General features: G+C 72.2%; 16 protein-coding genes. 8 read left to right on the plus strand and 8 right to left on the minus strand.

All coding sequences use genetic code 11. From position 1 onward, the window contains the following. Positions 1–35 precede the first annotated feature (35 nt). Genes I003_RS0130105 through I003_RS0130120 form a run of 4 tightly spaced genes read right to left on the minus strand, consistent with a single transcriptional unit; the run spans position 36 to position 4,747 of the window. Positions 36–1,571, minus strand: coding sequence for a glycoside hydrolase family 43 protein (locus I003_RS0130105; protein WP_027774817.1), 1,536 nt, complete (start codon positions 1,569–1,571; stop codon positions 36–38). Between the two features lie 59 nt (positions 1,572–1,630). Further along, complete coding sequence (locus tag I003_RS0130110) at positions 1,631–2,524, minus strand: carbohydrate ABC transporter permease (protein WP_027774818.1); 894 nt, start codon at positions 2,522–2,524, stop codon at positions 1,631–1,633. A 1-nt stretch (position 2,525) separates the two neighbouring features. Beyond that, entirely contained in the window at positions 2,526–3,428 is a 903-nt protein-coding gene (locus tag I003_RS0130115; RefSeq protein ID WP_027774819.1) for a carbohydrate ABC transporter permease, read from the minus strand. Continuing rightward, positions 3,425–4,747 carry an extracellular solute-binding protein gene (locus I003_RS0130120; protein WP_078564584.1) on the minus strand — a complete coding sequence of 441 codons (1,323 nt, stop codon included), beginning with the start codon at positions 4,745–4,747 and terminating at the stop codon, positions 3,425–3,427. The genes I003_RS0130115 and I003_RS0130120 overlap by 4 nt, the downstream gene beginning before the upstream one ends. Positions 4,748–4,996: 249 nt before the next feature. Here I003_RS0130120 and I003_RS0130125 point away from each other — a divergent pair, with 249 nt between their 5' ends. From I003_RS0130125 to I003_RS0130135, 3 genes are all read left to right on the plus strand, one after another. Beyond that, the gene (locus I003_RS0130125; RefSeq protein WP_051368659.1) at positions 4,997–7,417 is read left to right on the plus strand and encodes a glycoside hydrolase family 3 N-terminal domain-containing protein; all 2,421 of its coding nucleotides are present in this window, start codon (positions 4,997–4,999) and stop codon (positions 7,415–7,417) included. Continuing rightward, positions 7,401–8,429, plus strand: coding sequence for a LacI family DNA-binding transcriptional regulator (locus tag I003_RS0130130; protein ID WP_027774822.1), 1,029 nt, complete (start codon positions 7,401–7,403; stop codon positions 8,427–8,429). The genes I003_RS0130125 and I003_RS0130130 overlap by 17 nt, the downstream gene beginning before the upstream one ends. 165 nt (positions 8,430–8,594) lie before the next feature. Further along, a complete protein-coding gene (locus tag I003_RS0130135) occupies positions 8,595–8,816 on the plus strand; it encodes a DUF6458 family protein (protein ID WP_027774823.1) in 222 nt (73 codons plus the stop codon). Positions 8,817–9,014: 198 nt separating this feature from the next. On the opposite strand, the gene I003_RS0130140 is transcribed toward I003_RS0130135, so the two are convergent. Further along, positions 9,015–9,953, minus strand: coding sequence for a helix-turn-helix domain-containing protein (locus I003_RS0130140; protein WP_027774824.1), 939 nt, complete (start codon positions 9,951–9,953; stop codon positions 9,015–9,017). 71 nt (positions 9,954–10,024) lie between these two features. Between I003_RS0130140 and I003_RS0130145 the strand changes: the two genes are divergently transcribed. Then, the gene (locus tag I003_RS0130145) at positions 10,025–10,915 is read left to right on the plus strand and encodes an NAD-dependent epimerase (RefSeq protein WP_027774825.1); all 891 of its coding nucleotides are present in this window, start codon (positions 10,025–10,027) and stop codon (positions 10,913–10,915) included. Between the two features lie 34 nt (positions 10,916–10,949). On the opposite strand, the gene I003_RS33995 is transcribed toward I003_RS0130145, so the two are convergent. Together I003_RS33995 and I003_RS34000 are read right to left on the minus strand one after the other, a co-directional pair. Next, entirely contained in the window at positions 10,950–12,461 is a 1,512-nt protein-coding gene (locus I003_RS33995) for a pyridoxal-dependent decarboxylase (RefSeq protein WP_051368661.1), read from the minus strand. 503 nt (positions 12,462–12,964) lie between these two features. Then, a complete protein-coding gene (locus tag I003_RS34000) occupies positions 12,965–13,483 on the minus strand; it encodes a MarR family transcriptional regulator (RefSeq protein ID WP_078564587.1) in 519 nt (172 codons plus the stop codon). Between the two features lie 112 nt (positions 13,484–13,595). Between I003_RS34000 and I003_RS34005 the strand changes: the two genes are divergently transcribed. From I003_RS34005 to I003_RS0130175, 3 genes are all read left to right on the plus strand, one after another. Further along, positions 13,596–14,804, plus strand: coding sequence for an MFS transporter (locus I003_RS34005; RefSeq protein WP_051368663.1), 1,209 nt, complete (start codon positions 13,596–13,598; stop codon positions 14,802–14,804). Continuing rightward, positions 14,801–15,967: an amidohydrolase family protein gene (locus I003_RS34010; protein WP_078564591.1), complete on the plus strand. Its 1,167-nt coding sequence runs from the start codon at positions 14,801–14,803 to the stop codon at positions 15,965–15,967. The genes I003_RS34005 and I003_RS34010 overlap by 4 nt, the downstream gene beginning before the upstream one ends. A gap of 273 nt (positions 15,968–16,240) precedes the next feature. Beyond that, on the plus strand, positions 16,241–17,089 hold the full coding sequence (locus tag I003_RS0130175; protein ID WP_027774827.1) for a hypothetical protein: 849 nt from the start codon (positions 16,241–16,243) through the stop codon (positions 17,087–17,089). A gap of 113 nt (positions 17,090–17,202) precedes the next feature. Here the strand turns inward: I003_RS0130175 and I003_RS0130180 are convergent, their stop codons facing one another. Continuing rightward, the gene (locus I003_RS0130180; RefSeq protein WP_027774828.1) at positions 17,203–19,017 is read right to left on the minus strand and encodes a SpoIIE family protein phosphatase; all 1,815 of its coding nucleotides are present in this window, start codon (positions 19,015–19,017) and stop codon (positions 17,203–17,205) included. 181 nt (positions 19,018–19,198) lie between these two features. On the opposite strand from I003_RS0130180, the gene I003_RS34015 reads away from it, so the two are divergent. Then, positions 19,199–20,372 (plus strand): HAMP domain-containing protein (locus I003_RS34015; protein WP_037722277.1); only part of this gene is annotated, 1,174 nt, incomplete at its 3' end.

Raw genomic sequence — 20,372 nt, forward strand, 5'->3', positions numbered from 1 at the left:
GGCGACGCGGGTGGGCGAACGGGCCGGACCGGGCGTCAGGCGGCGGGCGGCGGGTCCGGGACGTACTCGAACCAGTCGAAGGCGACCGTGCCCTCGGTGGCGTACATGCCGATGACCCGGCCGGTGAAGCCGCAGGCGACCTCGGTGGACAGGTAGCGCCCGTCCAGTTCGGCCAGTGGCCGGGCTCCCGGGGCGCCGGGATCGCCGAGCCAGAAGGCGAGGGTGTCGGGGCCGGTGATCCTCCCGTCGGCGAGTTCCGGGGACGCGGTCACGAGGCCGGACGTGCGGATCGTGACGGTGAGGGTCAGCGTGCCGGACGGGACCGGGCGGGTGGCCACGGTCTGGCGCAGGGGACCGATACGGGCGACGACGGCGGCCTGACCGTTCCCGACCTCCAGTTCGTAGTGGTGGGCCTCGTCCAGGCGCACGCTGAGGCCGCCGCTTCCCGTGCCCGGGTCGACGGAGGCGCTGACGCGGCAGTCGTGGTGCTGCTGCCGGCGGCCGGTGAACGTGTACCCGGGGCGGTCCAGGGTGGCGCCGGCAGCGGTGAGTGCCAGCCACCCGGGGCGTGAGGTGAGCGACCAGGAGCCCTCCGGGCGGGCGAACGGCGAGACCCAGTGCGGCGCGAGAGCGGACTCGTCGAAGTCGTCGCGGGCGGGCAGGGCCGGCACCGGGTGCCAGGCACCGCCCGGCGCCGTGTGGCTCTCGGGAACGGGTGCGACGACGGGCCAGCCGTCCTCGGTCCACTCCACGGGGGTCAGGAACGTCTCGCGGCCGAGCACGTGCACGTCGGGGCTGAAGCCGCGGGGCCGGACGCCGAGCAGAACCATCCACCAACTGCCGTCGGGAGCCTCCACCAGGTCGGCGTGGCCGGTGTTCTGGATGGAGCGGGCGGTTCCGCTGTGGGAGAGCAGGGGGTTGGCGGGCGCGCCCTCCCAGGGGCCGCGCGGCGAGCGGCCACGGGCGATGGACACGCTGTGGCCGCGTTCGGTGCCGCCTTCCGCGATCAGCAGGTACCACCAGTCGCCGATGCGGTAGAGGTGCGGCGCCTCGGGAAACTTGAGGCCGCTGCCCGACCAGGTGGCGAAGGGGCCCTCCAGCACCTTCCCCCGGACCGGATCGATCCGGGCGGTGTTGATCCCGCCTTCGGGCCCGGAGAAGACGCTCCAGCAGGTGCCGTCCTCCTCCCACGCCAGATCGGGGTCGATCCCGGGCAGGTCGATCCAGACCGGGTCGCTCCACGGTCCCCCGGGCCGTTCGGCCGAGACGACGAAGTTGCCGCCGCCGTCGACATTGGTGTTGATGACCCAGTAACGGCCGTCGTGGTGGCGGATCGTGGGGGCGTAGAGACCGCCGGACGCCTTGGCGCCGGGAAGGGGAAGCGGCAGTTGCTCCGGCCGGTCGAGCACATTGCCGATCTGCTCCCAGTGGACGAGGTCCCTGCTGTGGAAGAGCGGCAGCCCGGGGAAGTACTCGAAGCTGGAGCACACCAGGTAGTAGTCGCCGCCGACCCGGCACACGCTCGGATCCGGATGGAACCCGCTGATCACAGGGTTGTCGTACGTGCGCACAGGAGGCGGGCCCTCCGGGCTGTCGGGCGCCGCGGTGGAGCGGGGCCGGCCGGTCGGGCTCACCGGCTGAATCCCGCGGTGAGCCCGCTGAGCAACTGGCGGCGCCCGAAGGCGTACAGGATGATCAGGGGCAGGGTGGTGAGGACGACGGCGGCCAGGACCGCGGGGATGTTGACCCCGTACTCGCCCTGGAAGGTCCACAGGGCGAGCGGCAGGGTCCGCTGGGACGGGCTCTGCGTGAGGATCAGCGGCAGCAGGAATCCGTTCCAGATGGTCAGCGCGTTGAAGATGGTCACGGTGAGGATGGCCGGCCGGGTGAGTGGCGCGGCCAGGCGCCACAGCGTCCCCCACTCGGTCGCCCCGTCCACCCGCATCGAGTCGAACAGCTCCTTGGGCACGTCCCGGATGAAGTTGGCGAGGATCAGCACGGACAGCGGGATGGCGAAGGCGATCGACGGCAGGATCAGCGCCAGCAGGCTGTCGTAGAGCTGGAGCTTGATGATGATCAGATAGACCGGGATCGCCGTCGCCTGCAGCGGGATGGCGAGGCCCATGAGGAACATTCCGTTCACCACGCGCAGGAACCGCAGGCGCCAGCCGCGCACGATGGCGTAGGCGGCCATGAAGGAGACCGTCACCGCCGGCACCACGGCACCGGCGGTGACGATGACACTGTTGACGAAGTAGGTGACGAAGTCGGACTCGATGACCAGCTCGTAGTTGTCCAGTGTCGGTTCGCTCGGCGGTGCCAGCGGGTTGCTCGCGTAGTAGTTGCTCTGGGCCTTGAGGCTGGTGATGAGGATCCAGTAGAGGGGTACGACGACGACGGCGAGCCAGAACCATCCGGCCAGGCCGCCGAGCCAGTTGCGCCGGCGGGTGGCCGGACCGGGGCGTTGCCGCCGCTCGCGCGGGAGGGTCTTCCGCGGCTGCGGCTTGGTCAGCGTGGCGGTCATGTCAGACTCCCTCGAGCTGGCTCTCACCGGCGTCCCGGCCGCCGAGCCGGCGCAGCAGCAGGGCGATCGCGAGGCCCATGAGGACGAGGACGACCGCGATGGCGCTGGCCGGACCCATCAGGTTGGCCTGGAAACCCCGTTTGTACATGTCCAGCGCGAGGACCCGGGTGGCGTCCCCGGGGCCGCCCTCGGTCAGGACGAAGATGAGGTCGAAGAAGGTGAGCGACCCGATCACCATCAGCGTCGACGAGGTGATGATGGTGTACTTGAGCTGGGGCAGCGTGATGCTGAAGAACTGGCGGACCCGGCCGGCGCCGTCCAGTTGTGCGGCCTCGTACAGGGACTGGGGTATCTGCTGGACGCCCCCCTGGTAGATCAGCGAGTGGAACGGGATGAACTGCCAGGAGACGATGAAGACGACGACGCCGAACGCCAGCCAGGGGCGCCCCAGCCAGTCCTTGCTCAGCCACTCGGCCCCCAGCCCTGCGCCCAGCCCGAAGTTGGGGTCCAGCAGCGCCTTGTACGCGACCGCGATCGCGGCGGAGCTGAGCAGCAGCGGGATGAAGTAGACCAGGCTCAGCACCGCGCGGTAACGCTGGCGGCCGGCCAGGAACGTGCCCAGCAGAATGCTCGCCGGTGTCTGCACCGCCCAGGACACGGCCATCACCAGGAACGTCACCCACAGGGCGTGCGGCAGACCGGGATCGGTGAGCACCGCACGCCAACTGGTCAGTCCGGACGGGTGGATGTCGCCGATCCCGTCCCACGTCGTGAAGCTCAGCAGAAGGACGCCCACGAGCGGGACGACGGCGAAGCCGACGAAGAACAGCAGCGCCGGCACGGCCAGCCAGGGCAGTATGCCGTGCCGGTCCCTGCGTCCCGTGGAGGTGGTGAGGGTGCTCACTTGCCGATGACCTCGTTGAGGTTCTCGGTGAACTGCTTCGGCGAGATGGACAACTGGAACAGCCGGGCGATGTTGTCCAGCAGTGTCTCGGCGGCCGTCGGGCTGAGGGCCTGGTCCCAGGACTGGCCGAACGTCTTGGCGTTACTGGCGATGCCGTAGACGAACTCCAGGAACTCCGCGCTCTCGGATTCGGCCAGCAGCTTCTCCGAGCCCTTCGCGATCGGCACCGCCCCGGTGTCGATCCACTCCTTCACCTCGGCGTCCTGGAGGACGCCGTTGGCGAAGAAGTCCTTTGCGATCTTCTTCTGCTCGGCGCTGGCCTTCGAGGAGATGGACAGGTACTGGGCGGGGTTGCCGACGGAGTTGCCCGGATCACCCTTGCCGCCCTCGACGGGCGGGAAGTTCATGAAACCGAGCCCGCCGCCGGAGACGAAGTCCCCGCCCTCGGCCTGCTGGATGCCGTACGACCAGGAGCCGTGCAGCATCATCGCGGCCTTGTCGGTGTACAGGAGCGCCTGGTCGGCATTGGAGTCCGCGGTGATCGAGGAGAAGCCCTTGACGAATCCGTTCGCCTTGATCAGGTCCTGCACCTTGGTCAGCGCATCGATGGCGGCCGGGTGGGACCAGGCGTTCTTCTCGCCGTCGAAGACGGCCTGGAACACCTCGGGGCCGCCGATGCGGTCGAAGAGGAACTCCAGCCACATCATGTTCGTCCACCGGGACTGGCCGCCGAGGGAGAACGGCGCCACGTTCGCGTCGTTGAACTTGGGCACCAGGGCCATGATGTCGTCCCAGGACTGGGGCGGTTCCACGCCGACGTCGTCGAAGACCCTCTTGTTGTAGAACAGGACGATCGGCTCCACGCTCTCGAACGGCATCGCGTAGATCTTGCCGTCGACGGTCGCCGCGCCGAACGAGGACGGAAAGAGCCGGTTCTTGACTTCGGGGTTCTCGTCGAACCACGGCGTGAGGTCGTCGACCTGGCCGGCCTCCGCGTAGGTGCGCAGCGTGCCACCACCCCACCCCCAGATGATGGTGGGCGCCTCCCCGGCTCCGATGGCGGTCTTGATCTTCGTCTTGTACGCGTCGTTCTCGAAGGTGGTGACGTCTATCCGACCTGTGGAGCTGGACTCGTTGAACCGCTCCACGGCGCTGGTCCTGACGCCTTCCTGGGGCTGGCCGCTCAGGTGCCAGTAGGTGGCCGTGCCGCCGTCGCCGCCCTTGCCGGGGCCGGATGAGCCGCAGGCGGCGAGCGCCGCGGACGCCGGAACGCCGGCCGCCAGGCCGAGGAGGGTACGACGAGAGAGGTGGATCTCCATGTGTGTTCTCCGCACTCGAGGGCCGTCAGCTTCCGGCGGGCCATGGATGAAAAGTTTTCGAAAATCTTCCCTGCTTCAGTTCTCGTGGGTGCAAGTTAGGTACCGGGCGCAGAGCTGTCAAGAGATGGGTAAGTCCGTTGTGGCATAAGGGCTGCACGCGTACCCTCGGGTGTCGACGGTTTCCGGAAGGAGCCCTACAGGCTCGAAAGGTTTTCGAGGCAAGCGGATTGAGTAACGCGGGAGGATGCGATGTCCACGGCTGAATCACTACCGGTGACGGGCCGGGGCACGCCCCGCTGGCAGGACCCGGCGCTGCCCGTACCGGACCGGGTCGACGCCCTCCTGGCCGAGATGACGGTGGCGGAGAAGGTCGCGCAGCTCGGCAGCCGCTGGATCGGCAACAACACGGCGGGCGCCGGGGAGGACGGTGACGGGCCGGCCGAGGGGGCGCGCGTGGCGCCGATCCAGGAGGTGTTCGAGTCCGGGAGCGTTCCGCTCGCCGAGGCCGCCCGGCACGGTCTCGGCCATCTCACCCGCATCTACGGCAGCCGGCCGGTGACGCCCGCGGAGGGGGCCGCCGAACTCGTGCGGTCGCACCACACGGTTCTCCGCGGCTCCCGGCTCGGCATCCCCGCGCTGGTCCACGAGGAATGCCTCACCGGCTTCACCACGTACGGCGCCACGGTCTACCCCGCGCCCCTCGCGTGGGCGGCGACGTTCGACCCGGACCTGGTGCGACGGCTGGGTGCCGCGATCGGGCGGGACATGCGGGCGGTCGGCGTGCACCAGGGTCTCGCTCCGGTCCTCGACGTGGTCCGCGACTACCGGTGGGGGCGGGTCGAGGAGACCATGGGGGAGGACCCGTACCTGGTCTCGATGCTCGGTGCCGCCTACGTCGCCGGTATGGAGGGCGCCGGAGTCATCGCCACCCTGAAGCACTTCGCCGGGTACTCCGCGTCCCGCGCCGCCCGCAACCACGGGCCGGTGTCCCTCGGCCGCCGCGAGCTGACGGACGTCGTGCTCCCGCCGTTCGAGACCGCGATCGCCGTGGGCGGGGCACGTTCCGTGATGAACTCGTACTCCGAAGTGGACGGCGTCCCCGCGGGGATCGACTCGTGGCTGCTGACCGATCTGCTCCGCGACGACTGGGGGTTCACCGGCACCGTGGTCTCCGACTACGGGGCGATCGCCTTCCTCGCGGGCATGCACGGGGTGGCCGCGGACACCCGGCAGGCGGGCGTGCTGGCGCTCAGCGCCGGCATCGATGTGGAACTGCCCGACACCCTCGGCTTCGGCCCCCACCTCGTGGAGCGGGTCGACCGGGGCGAGCTGCCCGAATCCCTGGTGGACCGGGCGGTGCGCCGGCTGCTCACCCAGAAGGTCCAGCTCGGGCTCCTCGACCCCGGCTGGACGCCCGAGAGCTCCGTCGCCGCGGCGGCCGAGGCCGACTTGGACTCACCGGAGAACCGGAAGCTGGCCGGGGAGCTGGCCGAGCGGTCCGTCGTGCTGCTCGACGAGGGCAGCGTGCTGCCGCTTCTCGGTGACGGACGTACCGCGCCGGAGCGGCTTGCCGTGGTCGGTCCGTGCGCCGCCGACTCGCGCACCCTGATGGGCTGCTACTCCTTTCCCAACCACGTCCTCCCCCGCCATCCCGGCATGCCCCCCGGAGTGTCGGCACCGACCGTTCTCGACGCGTTGCGCGGCGAGTTCCCGGACACCCGGATCGGGTACGAGCCGGGGTGCGACGTGTCCGGCGACGACCGTTCCGGCTTCGCCGCCGCGGTGACCGCGGCCCGCGAGGCCGGCCTGTGCGTGGCCGTGGTGGGCGACCGCGCGGGCATGTTCGGCAACGGCACGTCCGGCGAGGGGTGCGACGCCGAGGATCTGCGGCTGCCGGGCGTGCAGGCCGACCTGCTCGCGGAGCTCTTCGCCACCGGGACACCCGTGGTCGTGGTGGTGCTCTCCGGCCGCCCGTACGCCCTGGGCGAGGTCCATCCCCGCGCCGCCGGTCTGGTTCAGGCTTTCATGCCCGGTCAGGAAGGTGCCGCGGCGGTCGCCGGTGTGCTGTCCGGGCGGGTCCAGCCCGCCGGCAAGCTGCCCGTTCAGATACCCCGCCGGCCGGGCGGCCAGCCGGGCACGTATCTGCAGCCGCCGCTCGGCGGGAACACGCAGGGCATCAGCAACCTCGACCCGACGCCGCTGTTCCCGTTCGGACACGGCAGGTCCTACACCACGTTCGAGGTCGACGACCCGCGCCTGAGCGCGACCGAGATACCCACCGACGGCGAGTTCGCCGTGTCGGTGCGGGTGCGCAACACCGGTAACCGGGCCGGCCACGAGGTCGTCCAGCTGTACCTGCGCGACCTCGTCGCCCAGGTGACCCGGCCGGTCCGGCAACTGGCCGGCTTCGCCCCGGTCCGGCTGGAGTCCGGCGCGAGCACGCGGATCCGGTTCCGCGTCCATGCCGACCGGACCGCGTTCACGGGCCGGGATCTGCGGCGGATCGTCGAACCCGGGGAGGTCGAGGTGCTCGTCGGGACCTCCTCCGCCGATCTCCCCTGCCGGGCTACCGTACGGTTGACCGGCGATACCCGTGTGGTCGGCCACGACCGGCGGCTCACCACGCCGGTGGACAGACTGCAGGGGGATGCCGATGGCGACGGACGCTAGGCGCACCACGTTGGCGACCATCGCCCGGGCGGCGGGGGTCTCGGTGGCGACCGTGTCCAAAGTGGTCAACGATCGCACCGACGTGGCACCGCAGACCCGCGCCCGGGTACTGGAACTGCTGCACCGGCACGACTACTTCGCGCCCGTGTTCCGCCACACCGAGGCGCCGCAGAGCGCGATGATCGAGGTGCAGTACGCGGGCGCCCTCAGGCCGTACGTGGCCGAGGCGGTGGAAGGCATACTCGACGCCGCCGCCGAGCTGGGAGCCTCGGTGGTCATCGGCAAGTCGTCCCACGCCCCGCACTGGGCCCGGGACCTGGTCACGGCCGGACGCCGGGCATTGATCGGGGTCACCAGCGTCTACACCGCCGCGCACCTGAAAGTGCTCGCCCGGGCCGGTCTTCCGGCGGTCGTGCTCGATCCGCTGCATCCGCCGCACAGCCGGGTCAACAGCGTCGGAGCGACCAACTTCGCCGGCGGCCTGGCCGCGACCCAGCACCTGCTCTCCCTCGGCCACCGGCGCGTGGCCCATCTCGGCGGTCCGGTCACGGCGGCGTGCAACCAGGCCCGCGCCCACGGCTACCGCGCCGCCATGGAGGCGGCGGGGGCACCGGTGCCCCCCGCGTACGTCCGGCCCGGAGAGTTCACGTACCAGACCGGTCTGGCCGGTGCCGCGGCACTGCTGGACCTCGCAGATCCGCCGACGGCGATCTTCGCGGGCAACGACGAGATCGCCCTCGGCGTCATCGAGGTGGCCCGCGCCCGTGGCCTGCGCGTTCCCGACGACCTGAGCGTGGTCGGCTTCGACGACACGATCCTCGCCCGGATCGCCTCGCCACCGCTGACGACCGTGCGCCAGCCGCTGCGGGAGATGGGCGGTGTCGCCCTGCGCACCGCCCTCCGCCTGGCCAACGGCGAGAAGGTGGAGTCCCACCACATCGAACTGGCCACGGAACTGGTGACGCGCGCGTCGACGGCTCGGCCCGGGCCGCGTCCCGCCGCCGGCGGATGAGCGGGGCGGGCGGGCGGATCGGATCCCGGCGGTTGTTCTCCGGGCGCCGCCGGCCGGGCGCCGGTACGCCGACCGTCGAGCCGGCGGGCGGTGCATGACCCGGTCCCGTCTGGGTACCCGGACGCGGCAGCAACACACTCGACGCCATGAACGGAGGTCAGCCTCATGGGACTTGGCGGCAGCATTCTCCTGATGGCCGCGGGGGGCATCCTCGCCTTCGCCACCGACTGGAGTGTCAAGGGTCTGGATGTCCAGGTGATGGGCTGGATCATGATGCTCGCCGGCTTCGTCGGGCTGGTCGTCATCTCCAGTGTCCAGCGGCGGCGACGTACGGCCGTCCCGCCCACGGAAGCCGTTGTCGAGGAGCGGCATCGGTACTACGAATAGCCGGGCACGGTCGTGCCCGAGAGTTCCGCCGGCGGCGGGTACCGGGACCGGGACGTCACTGACGCACGTGACGGAGATCCGGCGGGAACCCGCGCCCGCGGAGCCCTCACTCACCACCGGGTGAACCCGCCCGTTCCCGTGTACGTGCCGGCGTCCCCGGTCAGGCGGGTGAGGGACCCGGCGACCATGGCGTGCGCCTCACCGGCCGCCCGTGCCGGCCCGGTTGAAGCCGGCGCGGTAGGCCGTGGGTGTGAGCCCGACGTGCCCGGCCATGTGCTTGCGGAGGGAGTCCGCGCTTCCCATTCCGCTCTGCCGGGCCACCTGATCCATGGGCAGCTCGGTGGTCTCCAGCAGTTCCCGCGCCCGGTGGATACGCCGTTGCAGCAGCCACTGGAGCGGGCTCAGCCCGGTCTCGGCACGGAAGCGGCGTGTCAGGGTGCGCACGCTGGTCTTCGCATGGCCGGCCAGGTCCGCAAGGGTCATCGGACGATCGAGGTGTTCGAGCGCCCAGGCGCGGGTGGCGGCGAGTGAGGTGCCGCGGTCGTGCGGCAGGGGCGTCTCGATGAACTGGGACTGACCGCCCGGCCGCACCGGGGGGACGACCGCGCGCCGGGCGACCGCGTTGGCGACCGCCGCGCCGTAGTCGACCCGGACCAGGTGCAGGCACAGATCGATCGCGGCCGCGGCGCCCGCCGAGGTGTACATGCCGCCGTCCTCGACGAAGAGAAGGTCGGGCTGCACGTCGACGGCCGGGAAGCGGGTGGCGAGTTCGCCGGCCAGTCCCCAGTGGGTCGTCGCGCGGCGGCCGTCGAGCAGGCCGGCCTGGGCCAGTACGAAGGCTCCCGTGCACAGGGACGCGATCCGCGCACCGCGGGCCGCCGCCTTCCGCAGCGCGTCGAGGACTTCCGCGGGCGCCTGTTCGCCGCCGCTGCCGACGGCGATCACCGTGTCGGCGCCCTCCAGCGCCTCCAGCCCGTACGGCACGACGATGTCGGGCCCGCCTGCCGTCGCCATCGGCCCGGGGCGTGCGGCACAGACCTGCACGTCGTAGTGCGTGGTGCTGTGGAACACCATCAGGGGGATCGACACGTCGAAGCTCAGTACGGGCTGCACGACCACCGTGGCAACACGATGCATGGCCTGATCCTCCGGATGTCTGTCATTCCAGCCACTACTCTACGTCGCCGCCGGGCGGCATCGTCTCCGGCATGACAACTCATGTGATCGTCGGGCGCGGTGCCACCGCGTCCAGGACCGCGCTGCTGCTGGCCGAGGACGGGGAGCGGGTGCGGATGGTCAGCAGGACCGGCGGCGGTCCCGACCACCCGCTCGTCGAGAGGGTGGCCGCGGACGCGACCGACACCGACCGGCTGACGGAACTGAGCGAGGGCGCGGACACGCTGTTCACCACCGCGGCCCCGCCCTACCACCTGTGGCCCGAGCAGTTTCCGATACTGTCGGCGTCCCTTCTGCGGGCGGTGACGCGGACCGGGGCCGCCTACGTCATGCTCGGCAACCTCTACGCCTACGGGCCGGTGAGCGGACCGCTCACACCGGACTCCCCGCTGGCGGCGACCGGACCCAAGGGCCGGGCCAGGGCACGGGTGTGGGAGGAGGCCGTCGCCTCGGGAGTGACGGTGACCGAGGTGCGGGCCGGCCAGTTCTACGGCGCCGGAGCCTTCTCGGTGTTCAGCCTCATGGTGCAGCGGCAGGTCATGGAGGGCAGGCTTGCCCTGGTACCGCAGGAACTCGACCTGCCGCACAGCTACTCCGCGATCGGCGACACCGCACGCACCCTGGTCGCCGTGAGCCGCGACGCGCGCGCCTTCGGACGGGCCTGGCACGCGCCCACCTCGACGCTGTCGGTACGGGAACTGGCCGTGCGGCTCGCCGGACTCACCGGGGCACCAGCGCCGCGGCTGGAGGTGCTGACCGAACGCGACCTGACCCTGCTCGGACTCACGGAGCCGTTCTGGGGGGAGATGCACGAAGTGCTCACCAAGCCCGGCCACCCGTTCGTCGTCGACTACTCCGAGACCGAGAAGGTGCTCGGGGTGAGCGCCACCCCGGTGGACGACGTACTCCGGGAAGTGATCTAGCGGTACCGGCGTAGCGCATCGCCCGGGGGACCACTCACGGGCACGGCCGGAGACGATCCCGCGGGTCCCCCTGGTACGGCGTGGCCGCACGCGCCTCTCCGAGTGCGGCCACCGCGGTCTCGATGTCGTGGGCGCGCGTGCGGTGGCTGGTGATGCACAGCCGGATCGCGGGGCGGCCGTCGAGTCGTACGCGGCTGATCCAGGCCCGCCCGCCGCGCACGACGTGCGCGACGACCCCGGCGTGCCACGCCTCGCTGCGCTCGGGGCCGAGCGCCTCCGCGCCGGGATCGGCGACGCACACCACCGGCAGCGGGGAGTCGTTGACCCGTGGCCAGCCCTCCTCGGCCAGCCGGCGGGCGAGCAGGCTCCCCAGCTCGGTGTCGCGCTCCACCTGCCGGGCGAAGGCGTCCCGGCCGGCCGCGGCCAGCGCCAGGAACACCTTCAGCCCGGCGAACCGGCGCGACCACTGCACGCCGGTGAGGTACGGGTCCGGCGCCGCGTCGCTGTCCGGGGGCATGTACGCGGTCCTCACCGTGAAGCTGCCGGCCAGGGCGCCGGGGTGCGGGGTGAGGAACACGCCCGCCCCCATGGGGGCGGAGAGCCACTTGTGCGCGTCGACGGTGACGCTGTCGGCCCGTTCCACGCCCGCGAGCAGCGGGCGAAGCCGGTCCGACAGCGCCACCGCCCCGGCCCAGGCGGCGTCCACGTGGAAGTGCAGGCCCCATGCCGCGGCGAGCCGCGCCAGCTTCGGCAGCGGGTCCACGGCGCCGCCCCCGGTGGTGCCCGCGGTGCCCACGAGGAGGAACGGCACCCGCCCCGCCGCGGTGTCCTCGTCGTACAGCGCGCGCAGCCGGGTGAGGTCGAGCCGGCCCGCGGTGTCGACCGGGACGAGCCGCACGGCGCGCCGGCCGAGTCCGGTGATGTGCGCGATCTTCAGCCAGGCGAGGTGGCTCTCCGCCGAGGCGTAGAGCACCGGCTGCCCCGGCAGGGCGGTGAGCCCGGACTCCGGGTAGGCGGGGAAGCGCCGGGTCAGGGCGACGACGACGGCGGTGAGGTTGGCCTCGGCGCCGCCGGTGGTGAAGCTGCCGTCCACGGCGGGCGGCAGGCCCAGGCGGGCGGCGAGGAAGCGCAGCACGTGCCGTTCGATCTCGACGGCGGCCGGGGCGTGTCCGTAGGCGGCGAGCTGCGGGTTGACACCGGCGGCGACCAGTTCGCCCGCGACGCCCCACCACGTGGGCGTGGGGACGAACAGGCCCAGGTAGCGCGGGTGTGTGGCGTGTACCCCCCAGCGCCGCAGCGCCGCCGTCACCTCCGCCAGCACCTCGCCCGCCGGGCGCGGGCCGGCGAAGTCGTGGCCGGCCAGCCACGCGCGGATCCGGTCGGTGCCCGGCTCGGCGGGCGCCACGGGGCCTTCGGCGACCTCTTCCGCGTGCCGGGCGAGCAGGTCGACGGCCCGGGTGAGAAGCCGGGCTCCCGCTTCGGTACCCGCATCCAGCGGACCCGGCCGTCCCAGCACGCCGGACGGGTCCTCGGCGTTGTCCTCCATGACGCTCACCCTGGGCCGGCCGCCGCGTGCCCGCCAGGGCCAAAGACGGGGCAACCGACCGGACCACACACGCAGCCGGGGCCGCCGGACGGGTCAGCGCAGTACCTCGCGGAGGAGCGCGACGGCCGGAGCGATCTCTTTGTCGCCGTACCCGAGGACGAGGGCCCGGTCCGCGGACGGCTTCGTGCGGCAGTCGTCGAGTCCGCCACGCGCAGTGCCGCCGCGGCGGCGGACCGCACCGTCCCGCGGGTGTGCGCGCGAGGTCGTCCGCGCGCAGGCCGTCGCGGTCCACGGGCACCGGGTGGACGCGCAGGCCCGCGCTCGCCGCGGCCTCCCCCAGCCGTCCCCGGCCGGGGTCATCGACGGCCAGGTCCCCGATGCCCTCGGCGTGCAGTGCCCGTCGCGTACGCGGCCGGTCGTCCTGACGCCGCGGCACCTCCCGCGAGGTACGGGGCCGCCGACGATGGCCGGGGCCGGGCATGCGGACGAGGAGCCGGCGGCGGCTACTTGTTCCCGGACGTGGCGCGGCCACCCGGGGCGGCGGGTGGTTCGTCCGGTTCGCCGGCGGATCGGTGGATGCTGTCCGCCACGGTCCGGAAGGCCCGGCCGATCGTCTCCAGATCGGCCGGGCTGAGCAGGTCAACGAAGTGCTCCCGCACGGTCTCCACGTTGTCCCTGGCCGCCCTGACCAGCAGCGCTTGCCCGGTCTCGGTCAGCGACGCGACCACACCGCGCCTGTCGCCTTCGTCGTCGCAACGCCGGACGAGCAGGCGGGCCTCCAGCCGGGCGACCGTGTGGGAGAGCCGGCTGCGCGAGTAGTACGACACCTCGGCGAGTTCGGCCATGCGCATGCGGCCCCCGGGCGCCTCGGACAGTCGCATGAGGATCTCGAAGTCGGCGAGCGAGAGGTGGTGACGGCTGCGCAGCCGTCGGTCGCGCACGTCCACCAGGAGCGCCGACCCCTCCACGTAGGAGCGCCAGGAGCGCTGCTGAGCGTCGTCCAGCCACCGCGTGCCACCCATGGCGCCAGGGTAACAGTTGAAGATTTCAACCAGTGAGCTACGCTGAGGATTTGATTGAAGATTTCAACTGTCTGGACGGTGCTCATCTGCCGTGACGGCGTGGGAGGTTCCTGTGAGCGCGAAGCTGTTCACACTCGCCTCCGGCAACTTCGTTGTCGGGGTCTCGACGTTCGTCATCGCGCCGATGCTCGGGGACATCGGCGCGGACCTGGACGTCGGCCGGACGGCCGCCGCGCAGCTCGTCGTGGCGTACGCGCTCGCCTACGCACTCGGCGGTCCCGTGCTCACCGCGCTCGCCGGGCACAGGCCGCCGCGCGCGCTGCTGTTCGCGGCGCTGGCCGTGTTCGGCATCGGCAACGGCCTGACCGCGGTCGCCGCGAACTTCCCGGGTGCGGTCGCGGCGCGCGTGCTCGCCGGTGCGGGCGCCGGCGTCTACACCGCCAACGCACTCGCGGTCGCGCGCCGGCTGGCTCCGGGCGACCGGCAGGGGCGCGCCGTGGCCGTGGTCGTGGGAGGGCTGACGACGGCGATCGTGCTCGGCCTCCCGCTCGGCGCGTGGCTGGGCGGCGCGACCGGTTGGCGGCTCGTGCTCGGTCTCCTCTCTCTTGTCGCGGTGCTGCCGATGGCCGCGATCCGGCTGCTGCCGGCGATCGCCGGTTCCCCCGCGGTGCCCCTCGCCAAGCGGGTCGCACCGCTGCGCGACCGGAAGGTGCTCGCCACGCTGCTGGCGACCTGGCTGTGCCTGACCGCGAGCTGGACGGTCTACAACTTCATCGACGAGGTGCTGCTTCGGGCCACCGGAGGCGACCCCGACCGCCAGTTCCCCGCGCTGCTCGTCTTCGGCGCCGGCGCCGTCGTCGGCAACCTGCTCGCCGGACGGCTGGCGGACCGCTTCGGCCCGGACCTCACGATCGCGGTCGTGGCTCCGGGACTGACCGTGGCGGTCCTGGTGGTCCCGCTGGCGGCGGCCGGCATGCCGTCGGCTCTGCTGTGTGTCGGCGCCTGGGCCATGCTGCACTGGATGGTGAACGTTCCACAGCAGATGCGGCTCGTCGCCATCGCTCCCGAGTCGGCCCCCGTGCTCCTCGGCCTGCACCAGAGCACCATCTACCTCGGCATCAGCACCGGGGGATTCGTCGGCTCGCTCGGCTACGGGCTGGCGGGCCGCAGCGGCATCGGCTACGCCGCGTTCACCACCGCACTGGCGGCGTTGACCGCACTGTGGTGGTCCTCCCGCACGCCTCACCGCTCCAGACCGATCCCCCTACCAGCACCCACGCACACGCACGTGCCGAGGCGGAAGAAGGCAGGAAAGCCATGAGCGATCGAGTCACCCTCACCGGAGTCCGGGTCTTCGACGGCGAAAAGCTGTCGGAGCCGCGTACCGTCGCGATCGCCGACGGCGTGATCGGCACCGGCCACGGCGCCGGCCAGGACGGAGGCGAGGTCGTCGAGGCCGACGGCGGGGTGCTGCTGCCGGGTCTGATCGACGCGCACGTCCACCTCGGCGGCCGGCAGACGGCGGCCAGGCTCTGCTCCTACGGCGTCACCACCGCGCTGGACATGTCGAGCTACCCCCCGCAGCGGACGGCCGCCTTGCGCCGTGCAGCGCGCGGGGCCGGCGTGCGCAGTGCGGGCATCCCGGCCATCGGTCCCGGCGGGCTGCACGCGCGCATCCCCGACATGCCCGCCGACGCCGTGGTGAACCACCCCGGCCAGGCCGAGCCGTTCGTGGCCGCACGGCTCGCCGAGGGCAGCGACTACATCAAGATCGTGGCCGACCCGGGCGAAGGCGGGCCGGACCAGCAGACCGTCACGGCCCTGGTCCGTGCGGCGCACGCGCACAACGTCCGGACCGTGGTGCACGCGACGTCCCAGGAGGCGGTTCTCCAGGCACTCGACGCCGGCGCGGACGTCCTCACCCACCTCCCGCTCGGCGCACCTCTCACACCCGCGGCCGTGGCCCGGATCGCGTCCGGCGGCTGCACCGTGGTCCCCACCCTCACCATGATGGAGGGCGTCGCGGCGGCGGTCGGCCGGCCGGAGGCTTACGCGGGTACCGGCCGGAGCGTCGCTCTGCTCCGGCAGGCCGGTGTTCCCGTCGTCGCCGGCACCGACACCAACGACACGGCCGGCGTGCCCTTCCGGCCCGACGGCGGCACCAGCCTCCACCACGAGCTGGAGTTGCTGGTCGACGCCGGGCTGACCACCGCCGAGGCGCTCCGGGCCGCAACGGGCCTGGCCGCCCGGACTTTCGGCCTGACCGACCGCGGTGCGGTCGAGCCGGGACTCCGCGCCGACCTGATTCTCCTCGACGGCGACCCGCTCGCCGACATCCGCGCCACCCGGAGCATCCGCCGCATCTGGTGCGGCGGCGTGGAGTGCGCCCCGGCCGGCCGCCGGCCCGACTGTGAGGTGGGGGAAGCGGATCGACCGCCGGCCGGGGGCCGGGGGACGCACGCACGCGCGCGGGAAGAAGGCTGACGAGATGACCTACCTGCGGCTGCTGCAGGGCGGACGGCGGGCCCTCACCGGCCCTGTCAGATGTCATCAAGTTTCTGTTCAAGGGCGCTCGCTACGCTGGCCGGGGCAACCAGCCGTCGCGGCGTCGTGGCACGAGAGCGTACGGGGAAGACGAAACCGCATGAGCACAGGTATGGCACTCTCCTCGCGTGCCCTGGCCGCTGCACCCGGATAGGCGGCGCCCCGGCCGTCGTCGCGGCCGTACCCGTCCGGGGGGAACGGCAGGACCTGGCGGTGGAGATCGTGGCGGCGAACGCCGAGACGGGCGAGCGGCTGTGGGGGCTGCTCGTCGAGCCCGAGGTCCTTGCGGACGAGAGCACCGAGAAGCTCTCCGCGCCGGTGCTCCACGCCCACGACGGCAAAGCGGTCGTCCAAGTGGCGAAGGGCGATGACATGCTGGGCTCGCTGGGCATCGACCTCGACGGGCCGGCGCTCCTGTGGCAGGAGGACGACTTCCTCGCCATGGCGGGCTCCGGCGGCGAGCTGGCCGGCATGACGTTCCCGGAAGGCGGCGGTATACGCCTGCTGGGGGCAAGGCTGTCCGACGGCGAACGCACGTGGAGCGAGGACATCTCGACGTACGCCTCGATCGCTCCCTGCGGCCCGTGGCTGGCGTTCGAGGACTTCGACGACGACCGGGGCCCGCGGCTCCTCGAACCGGGCACCGGCGACGTCACCCACACGCGCGACGACGGTCTGGTCAGTGGGATGTCCTGCTGGGAGAGCGAGGGCGGCACGACAGCGGTCCTCACATCGAACGGTGAGAAGGACGACGGGGGCGCGGGGCAGGGCGGAGCGGTCGGCCTGGACACCGCAACGGGCGAGGTCCTGTGGCAGCTCCCGTCCCGCACGTGGGAGGGCGAGGTCACCGCCTCGTACAAGGACCGCCTCTACCTCGACGTGGAGGGCGGGCTCGCGGTGCGGGACGCCCGCACCGGAGAAGTCCTCGGCAACGCGCCCGGCATCGCCCCGCAGCACGTCAACGGCTACGCGGGGCTGATCGCCGCGGGCGACGGTATCGACGTCCACCCGGCCGGGCACGAGACGGGCGAAGCGCCCGCGGGAGGGCCGCCGGCGCCGTGAGCGCGTGGTCGGCGGCCGGGCGGAACACCTCGCCGTCCGCGGCCGGCTCCGAAGAGCCGTGCTCGCCCTCCCCGCCCGGCCCGGGCGCGGGTGCGGTCCCGGTCGCCCGGCGCTCATCGCGCAGGGGGCTCCGCGTGCAGCACCACCACGGCGAGATCGTCCTCCACCGGGTCGGGGCTGAAATCGTGGGTGGCCTGGCGGACCCGTTCGGCCACCGCCATGGCACCCATGCCCGCGCAGCCACGCAGGATGTCGGCGAGACCGTTCCCGTCGTCGAGGAGCCGCTGCCCGTCACGGCGCTCGGTGACGCCGTCGGTGACGCACAGCAGGGTGTCGCCGGGGGCCAGCCGGAAGGTGTCGGCGGTGAACTCGGCGTCCTCGTCGATGCCGAGCAGCAGTTGGGAGCGGACCACCGAGCCCACCTCCCCCTCGGCGGTCATCCGCAGCGGCAGCGGATGGCCGGCGCTGGCGAGGCGGCACTGGGCGCCGCCGGCGCTCGGGTCGGGGATCAGCTCCCCGTAGACCATGCTGAGGAAGCGGGGCCGCGCCCCTTCCCCGCCGGCGCTCACCGCTTCCGCGGCGTCCTCCGCCATCATCGCGTTCAGCCAGCGCAGCACGGACTCCACGCCGTGGCCCTCACGGGCGAGCAGCCTCACCAGGTGGCGGGTCAGGCCGGTCACCGACATCGCCTCGACGTCCTTGCCCTGCACATCGCCCAGCAGGAAGCACCAACGGCCGTCACCCGTGGGGAAGAGGTCGTAGAAGTCGCCCCCGACGGTCTGCCCGCTGGCGTGGGGCTCGTAGACGATCGCCGATTCCATTCCGGGCAGCCTGCCCAGCGTGGACGGGAGCTGCCGGCGCTGGAGGGCCCGGCTGATGCTCCGCTGGCGGGTGTACTGGCGGGCGGTGACGAGAGCCTGGGCGACCTGGCGGGAGACGTCCTCCACGATGTGGGCCACGGAATCGGTGATCTCGGGCGGTCCGGCCTGCCCTATCAGCAGCGTGCCCCGGTACACCCCGCCGGAGACCAGGGAGAACGCCAGCGCCGACCCGCCCCCGTCCGTGCCGGCGCTCTGCGGCCACGGCCAGGGTGTGCCCGTGGTCGACAGTTTCGGCTCCGGCGCATCGTGTTCCAGGTCGCGGCGGAGCGGGCCGATGCGTTCCTCGTCCACGTGCCAGACGCTGCTGAGCCGCATGGAGCCGTCCTCTTCGAGCAGCCAGACGGCGCACCAGTCGGCGAGCCGGGGCACCATGAGCTGGGTGGCCAGGGCGGTGACCATGGTCTCGTCGAGTTGCCCGGCCAGCAGCTCGCTGGCCTCGGCGAGCAGCGTCCCGCCGCGGCCCCCCACGCCTGCCTGGCCGCGGTACTCCGTGCGCGGGAGGGGGTGTGCCAGCTCCGTGGCCTGGAGTTGCTGGTAGAGCGCCGGGCTGAGCGGCCCGACCGGCACCTTCGCCTCACCCGGCGTCGCGCAGGCGAGGCGGCACCACACCGCCTTCTCGGTGTGCCGGTAGATGATCCCCCAGGAGTCGGCGAGGGTCGACACGATCTGGAGTCCCAGCCCGCGACCGCTGCCCGCCCCGTCGGCGGCGCCCGGCACGGTGGCCGTCGGCTGCCGGTCGTAGACCTCGACCCGTACGCCGGTCAGCGCGTTGTCCGTGTCCGGGTCCGTCTCCACCTCGCAGACCAGTTCCATCGAGGTACCGGCGTGGATCAGCGCATTGGTGACCAGCTCGCCGGCCAGCAGCGCGGCATCGTTCGCGAGCTGCTCGGTGGCCGGACCCAGCGAGGAGGTCGCCAGTGCCCGCTCGGTGATCACGCCTCGTACGAGGGCACGGGCGCGGGCCGGCGCCCGCCGGCTGGTCGGGAGTTCCGTGCGGGTGCCGGGTCCGTCCCGCGTGCCGGGCCTGTCCGCAGAGACCGCCTGCACGAATGGCTCCTGCCTGTCTGATCTTCCTGTGCGACTGCCGGTGTCCCGGGAGAGGGGCTTCCGGACGTCCGGAATCTCACGAGAACAAATTCCAATATAATGGACAAAACCTCTCGAAGTGAGGGTCCCGGAGGATCTGACCCGGCAGGGGCCGTGCGGGAACGTGCAGGGATGGGCCGCCATGGAGGACCGTGCGAAACAACCGAGGGCCGGCGCCGAGCTGCGCCCGCTCCTGACCGCGCTCAGGTCGCTGCGCGACGGCGACTTCTCGGCACGCGTGCCGGAGGACGACGACGGCGTCCTGGGCGAGCTGGCCGAGGCGTTCAACCGGGTGGCCGCCCGCAACGAACACCTCGCGTCGGAAATGCAGCGGGTACGGGGCGTGGTGGCGCGGAAAGGCGTACTGGACGAGCGGATCTCGGCCAGCACCGGGGAGGGGGACTGGGCCCAGACGGTGCGCGACGCGAACGACCTGCTCGACGCCCTCGCCGTGCCGATGACGAACGCCACCCGGGTGCTGGAGGCGGTGGCGGAGGGTGACCTGAACCAGCACATGGAGCTGCGGGTCGGTACCCGGCAGCTCCACGGCGAGCTGCGCAGTCTGGGAGTGGGGCTCAACCGTGTGGTGGACCACCTCTCCACCTTCACCAGCGAGGTGATGCGGGTGGCGCACGAGGTGGGCACCGAGGGCCGGCTCGGCGGTCGCGCGAGTGTGCGGGGGCTGTCCGGCTCGTGGCGCGGGGTGACCGAAGCGGTCAACACCATGGCCTCGCGGCTGACCCGGCAGGTGCGTGACATCGCCGCCGTGACCACCGCGGTGGCCAGCGGCGACCTGACCCGCAAGGTGACGGCGGAGACCGCCGGGGAGCTGCTGGAGCTGAAGCTCACCGTGAACACGATGGTGGATCAGTTGTCGGCGTTCGCGGACGAGGTCACGCGGGTGGCCCGTGAGGTGGGTACCGACGGCATGCTCGGTGGTCAGGCGCATGTCAGGGACGTGTCGGGGGTGTGGAAGGACCTGACGAACAACGTCAACCTGATGGCATCGAACCTCACCTCCCAGGTCCGCAGCATCGCCCAGGTGACCACGGCGGTGGTGCGCGGCGACCTCAGCCAGAAGATCACGGTGGACGCGCGCGGCGAGATTCGCCAGCTCATGAGCACGGTGAACGCGATGGTGGATCAGTTGTCGGCGTTCGCGGACGAGGTCACGCGGGTGGCCCGTGAGGTGGGTACCGACGGCATGCTCGGTGGTCAGGCGCATGTGAAGGACGTGTCGGGGGTGTGGAAGGACCTGACGGACAACGTCAATTTCATGGCGTCGAATCTGACTTCGCAGGTGCGTAACATCGCCC

It is taken from the genome of Streptomyces sp. CNQ329, from assembly GCF_000482585.1.

Excerpts from the sequence above, each read along its gene's own strand:
- I003_RS34010 (WP_078564591.1), top strand. The coding sequence starts at position 14,801 with ATGAGCGATCGAGTCACCCTCACCGGAGTCCGGGTCTTCGACGGCGAA.
- I003_RS0130140 (WP_027774824.1), bottom strand. The coding sequence starts at position 9,953 with ATGCATCGTGTTGCCACGGTGGTCGTGCAGCCCGTACTGAGCTTCGAC.
- I003_RS0130145 (WP_027774825.1), top strand. The coding sequence starts at position 10,025 with ATGACAACTCATGTGATCGTCGGGCGCGGTGCCACCGCGTCCAGGACC.
- I003_RS0130125 (WP_051368659.1), top strand. The coding sequence starts at position 4,997 with ATGTCCACGGCTGAATCACTACCGGTGACGGGCCGGGGCACGCCCCGC.
- I003_RS34000 (WP_078564587.1), bottom strand. The coding sequence starts at position 13,483 with ATGGGTGGCACGCGGTGGCTGGACGACGCTCAGCAGCGCTCCTGGCGC.
- I003_RS0130130 (WP_027774822.1), top strand. The coding sequence starts at position 7,401 with ATGGCGACGGACGCTAGGCGCACCACGTTGGCGACCATCGCCCGGGCG.
- I003_RS0130120 (WP_078564584.1), bottom strand. The coding sequence starts at position 4,747 with ATGGAGATCCACCTCTCTCGTCGTACCCTCCTCGGCCTGGCGGCCGGC.
- I003_RS0130110 (WP_027774818.1), bottom strand. The coding sequence starts at position 2,524 with ATGACCGCCACGCTGACCAAGCCGCAGCCGCGGAAGACCCTCCCGCGC.
- I003_RS0130135 (WP_027774823.1), top strand. The coding sequence starts at position 8,595 with ATGGGACTTGGCGGCAGCATTCTCCTGATGGCCGCGGGGGGCATCCTC.
- I003_RS33995 (WP_051368661.1), bottom strand. The coding sequence starts at position 12,461 with ATGGAGGACAACGCCGAGGACCCGTCCGGCGTGCTGGGACGGCCGGGT.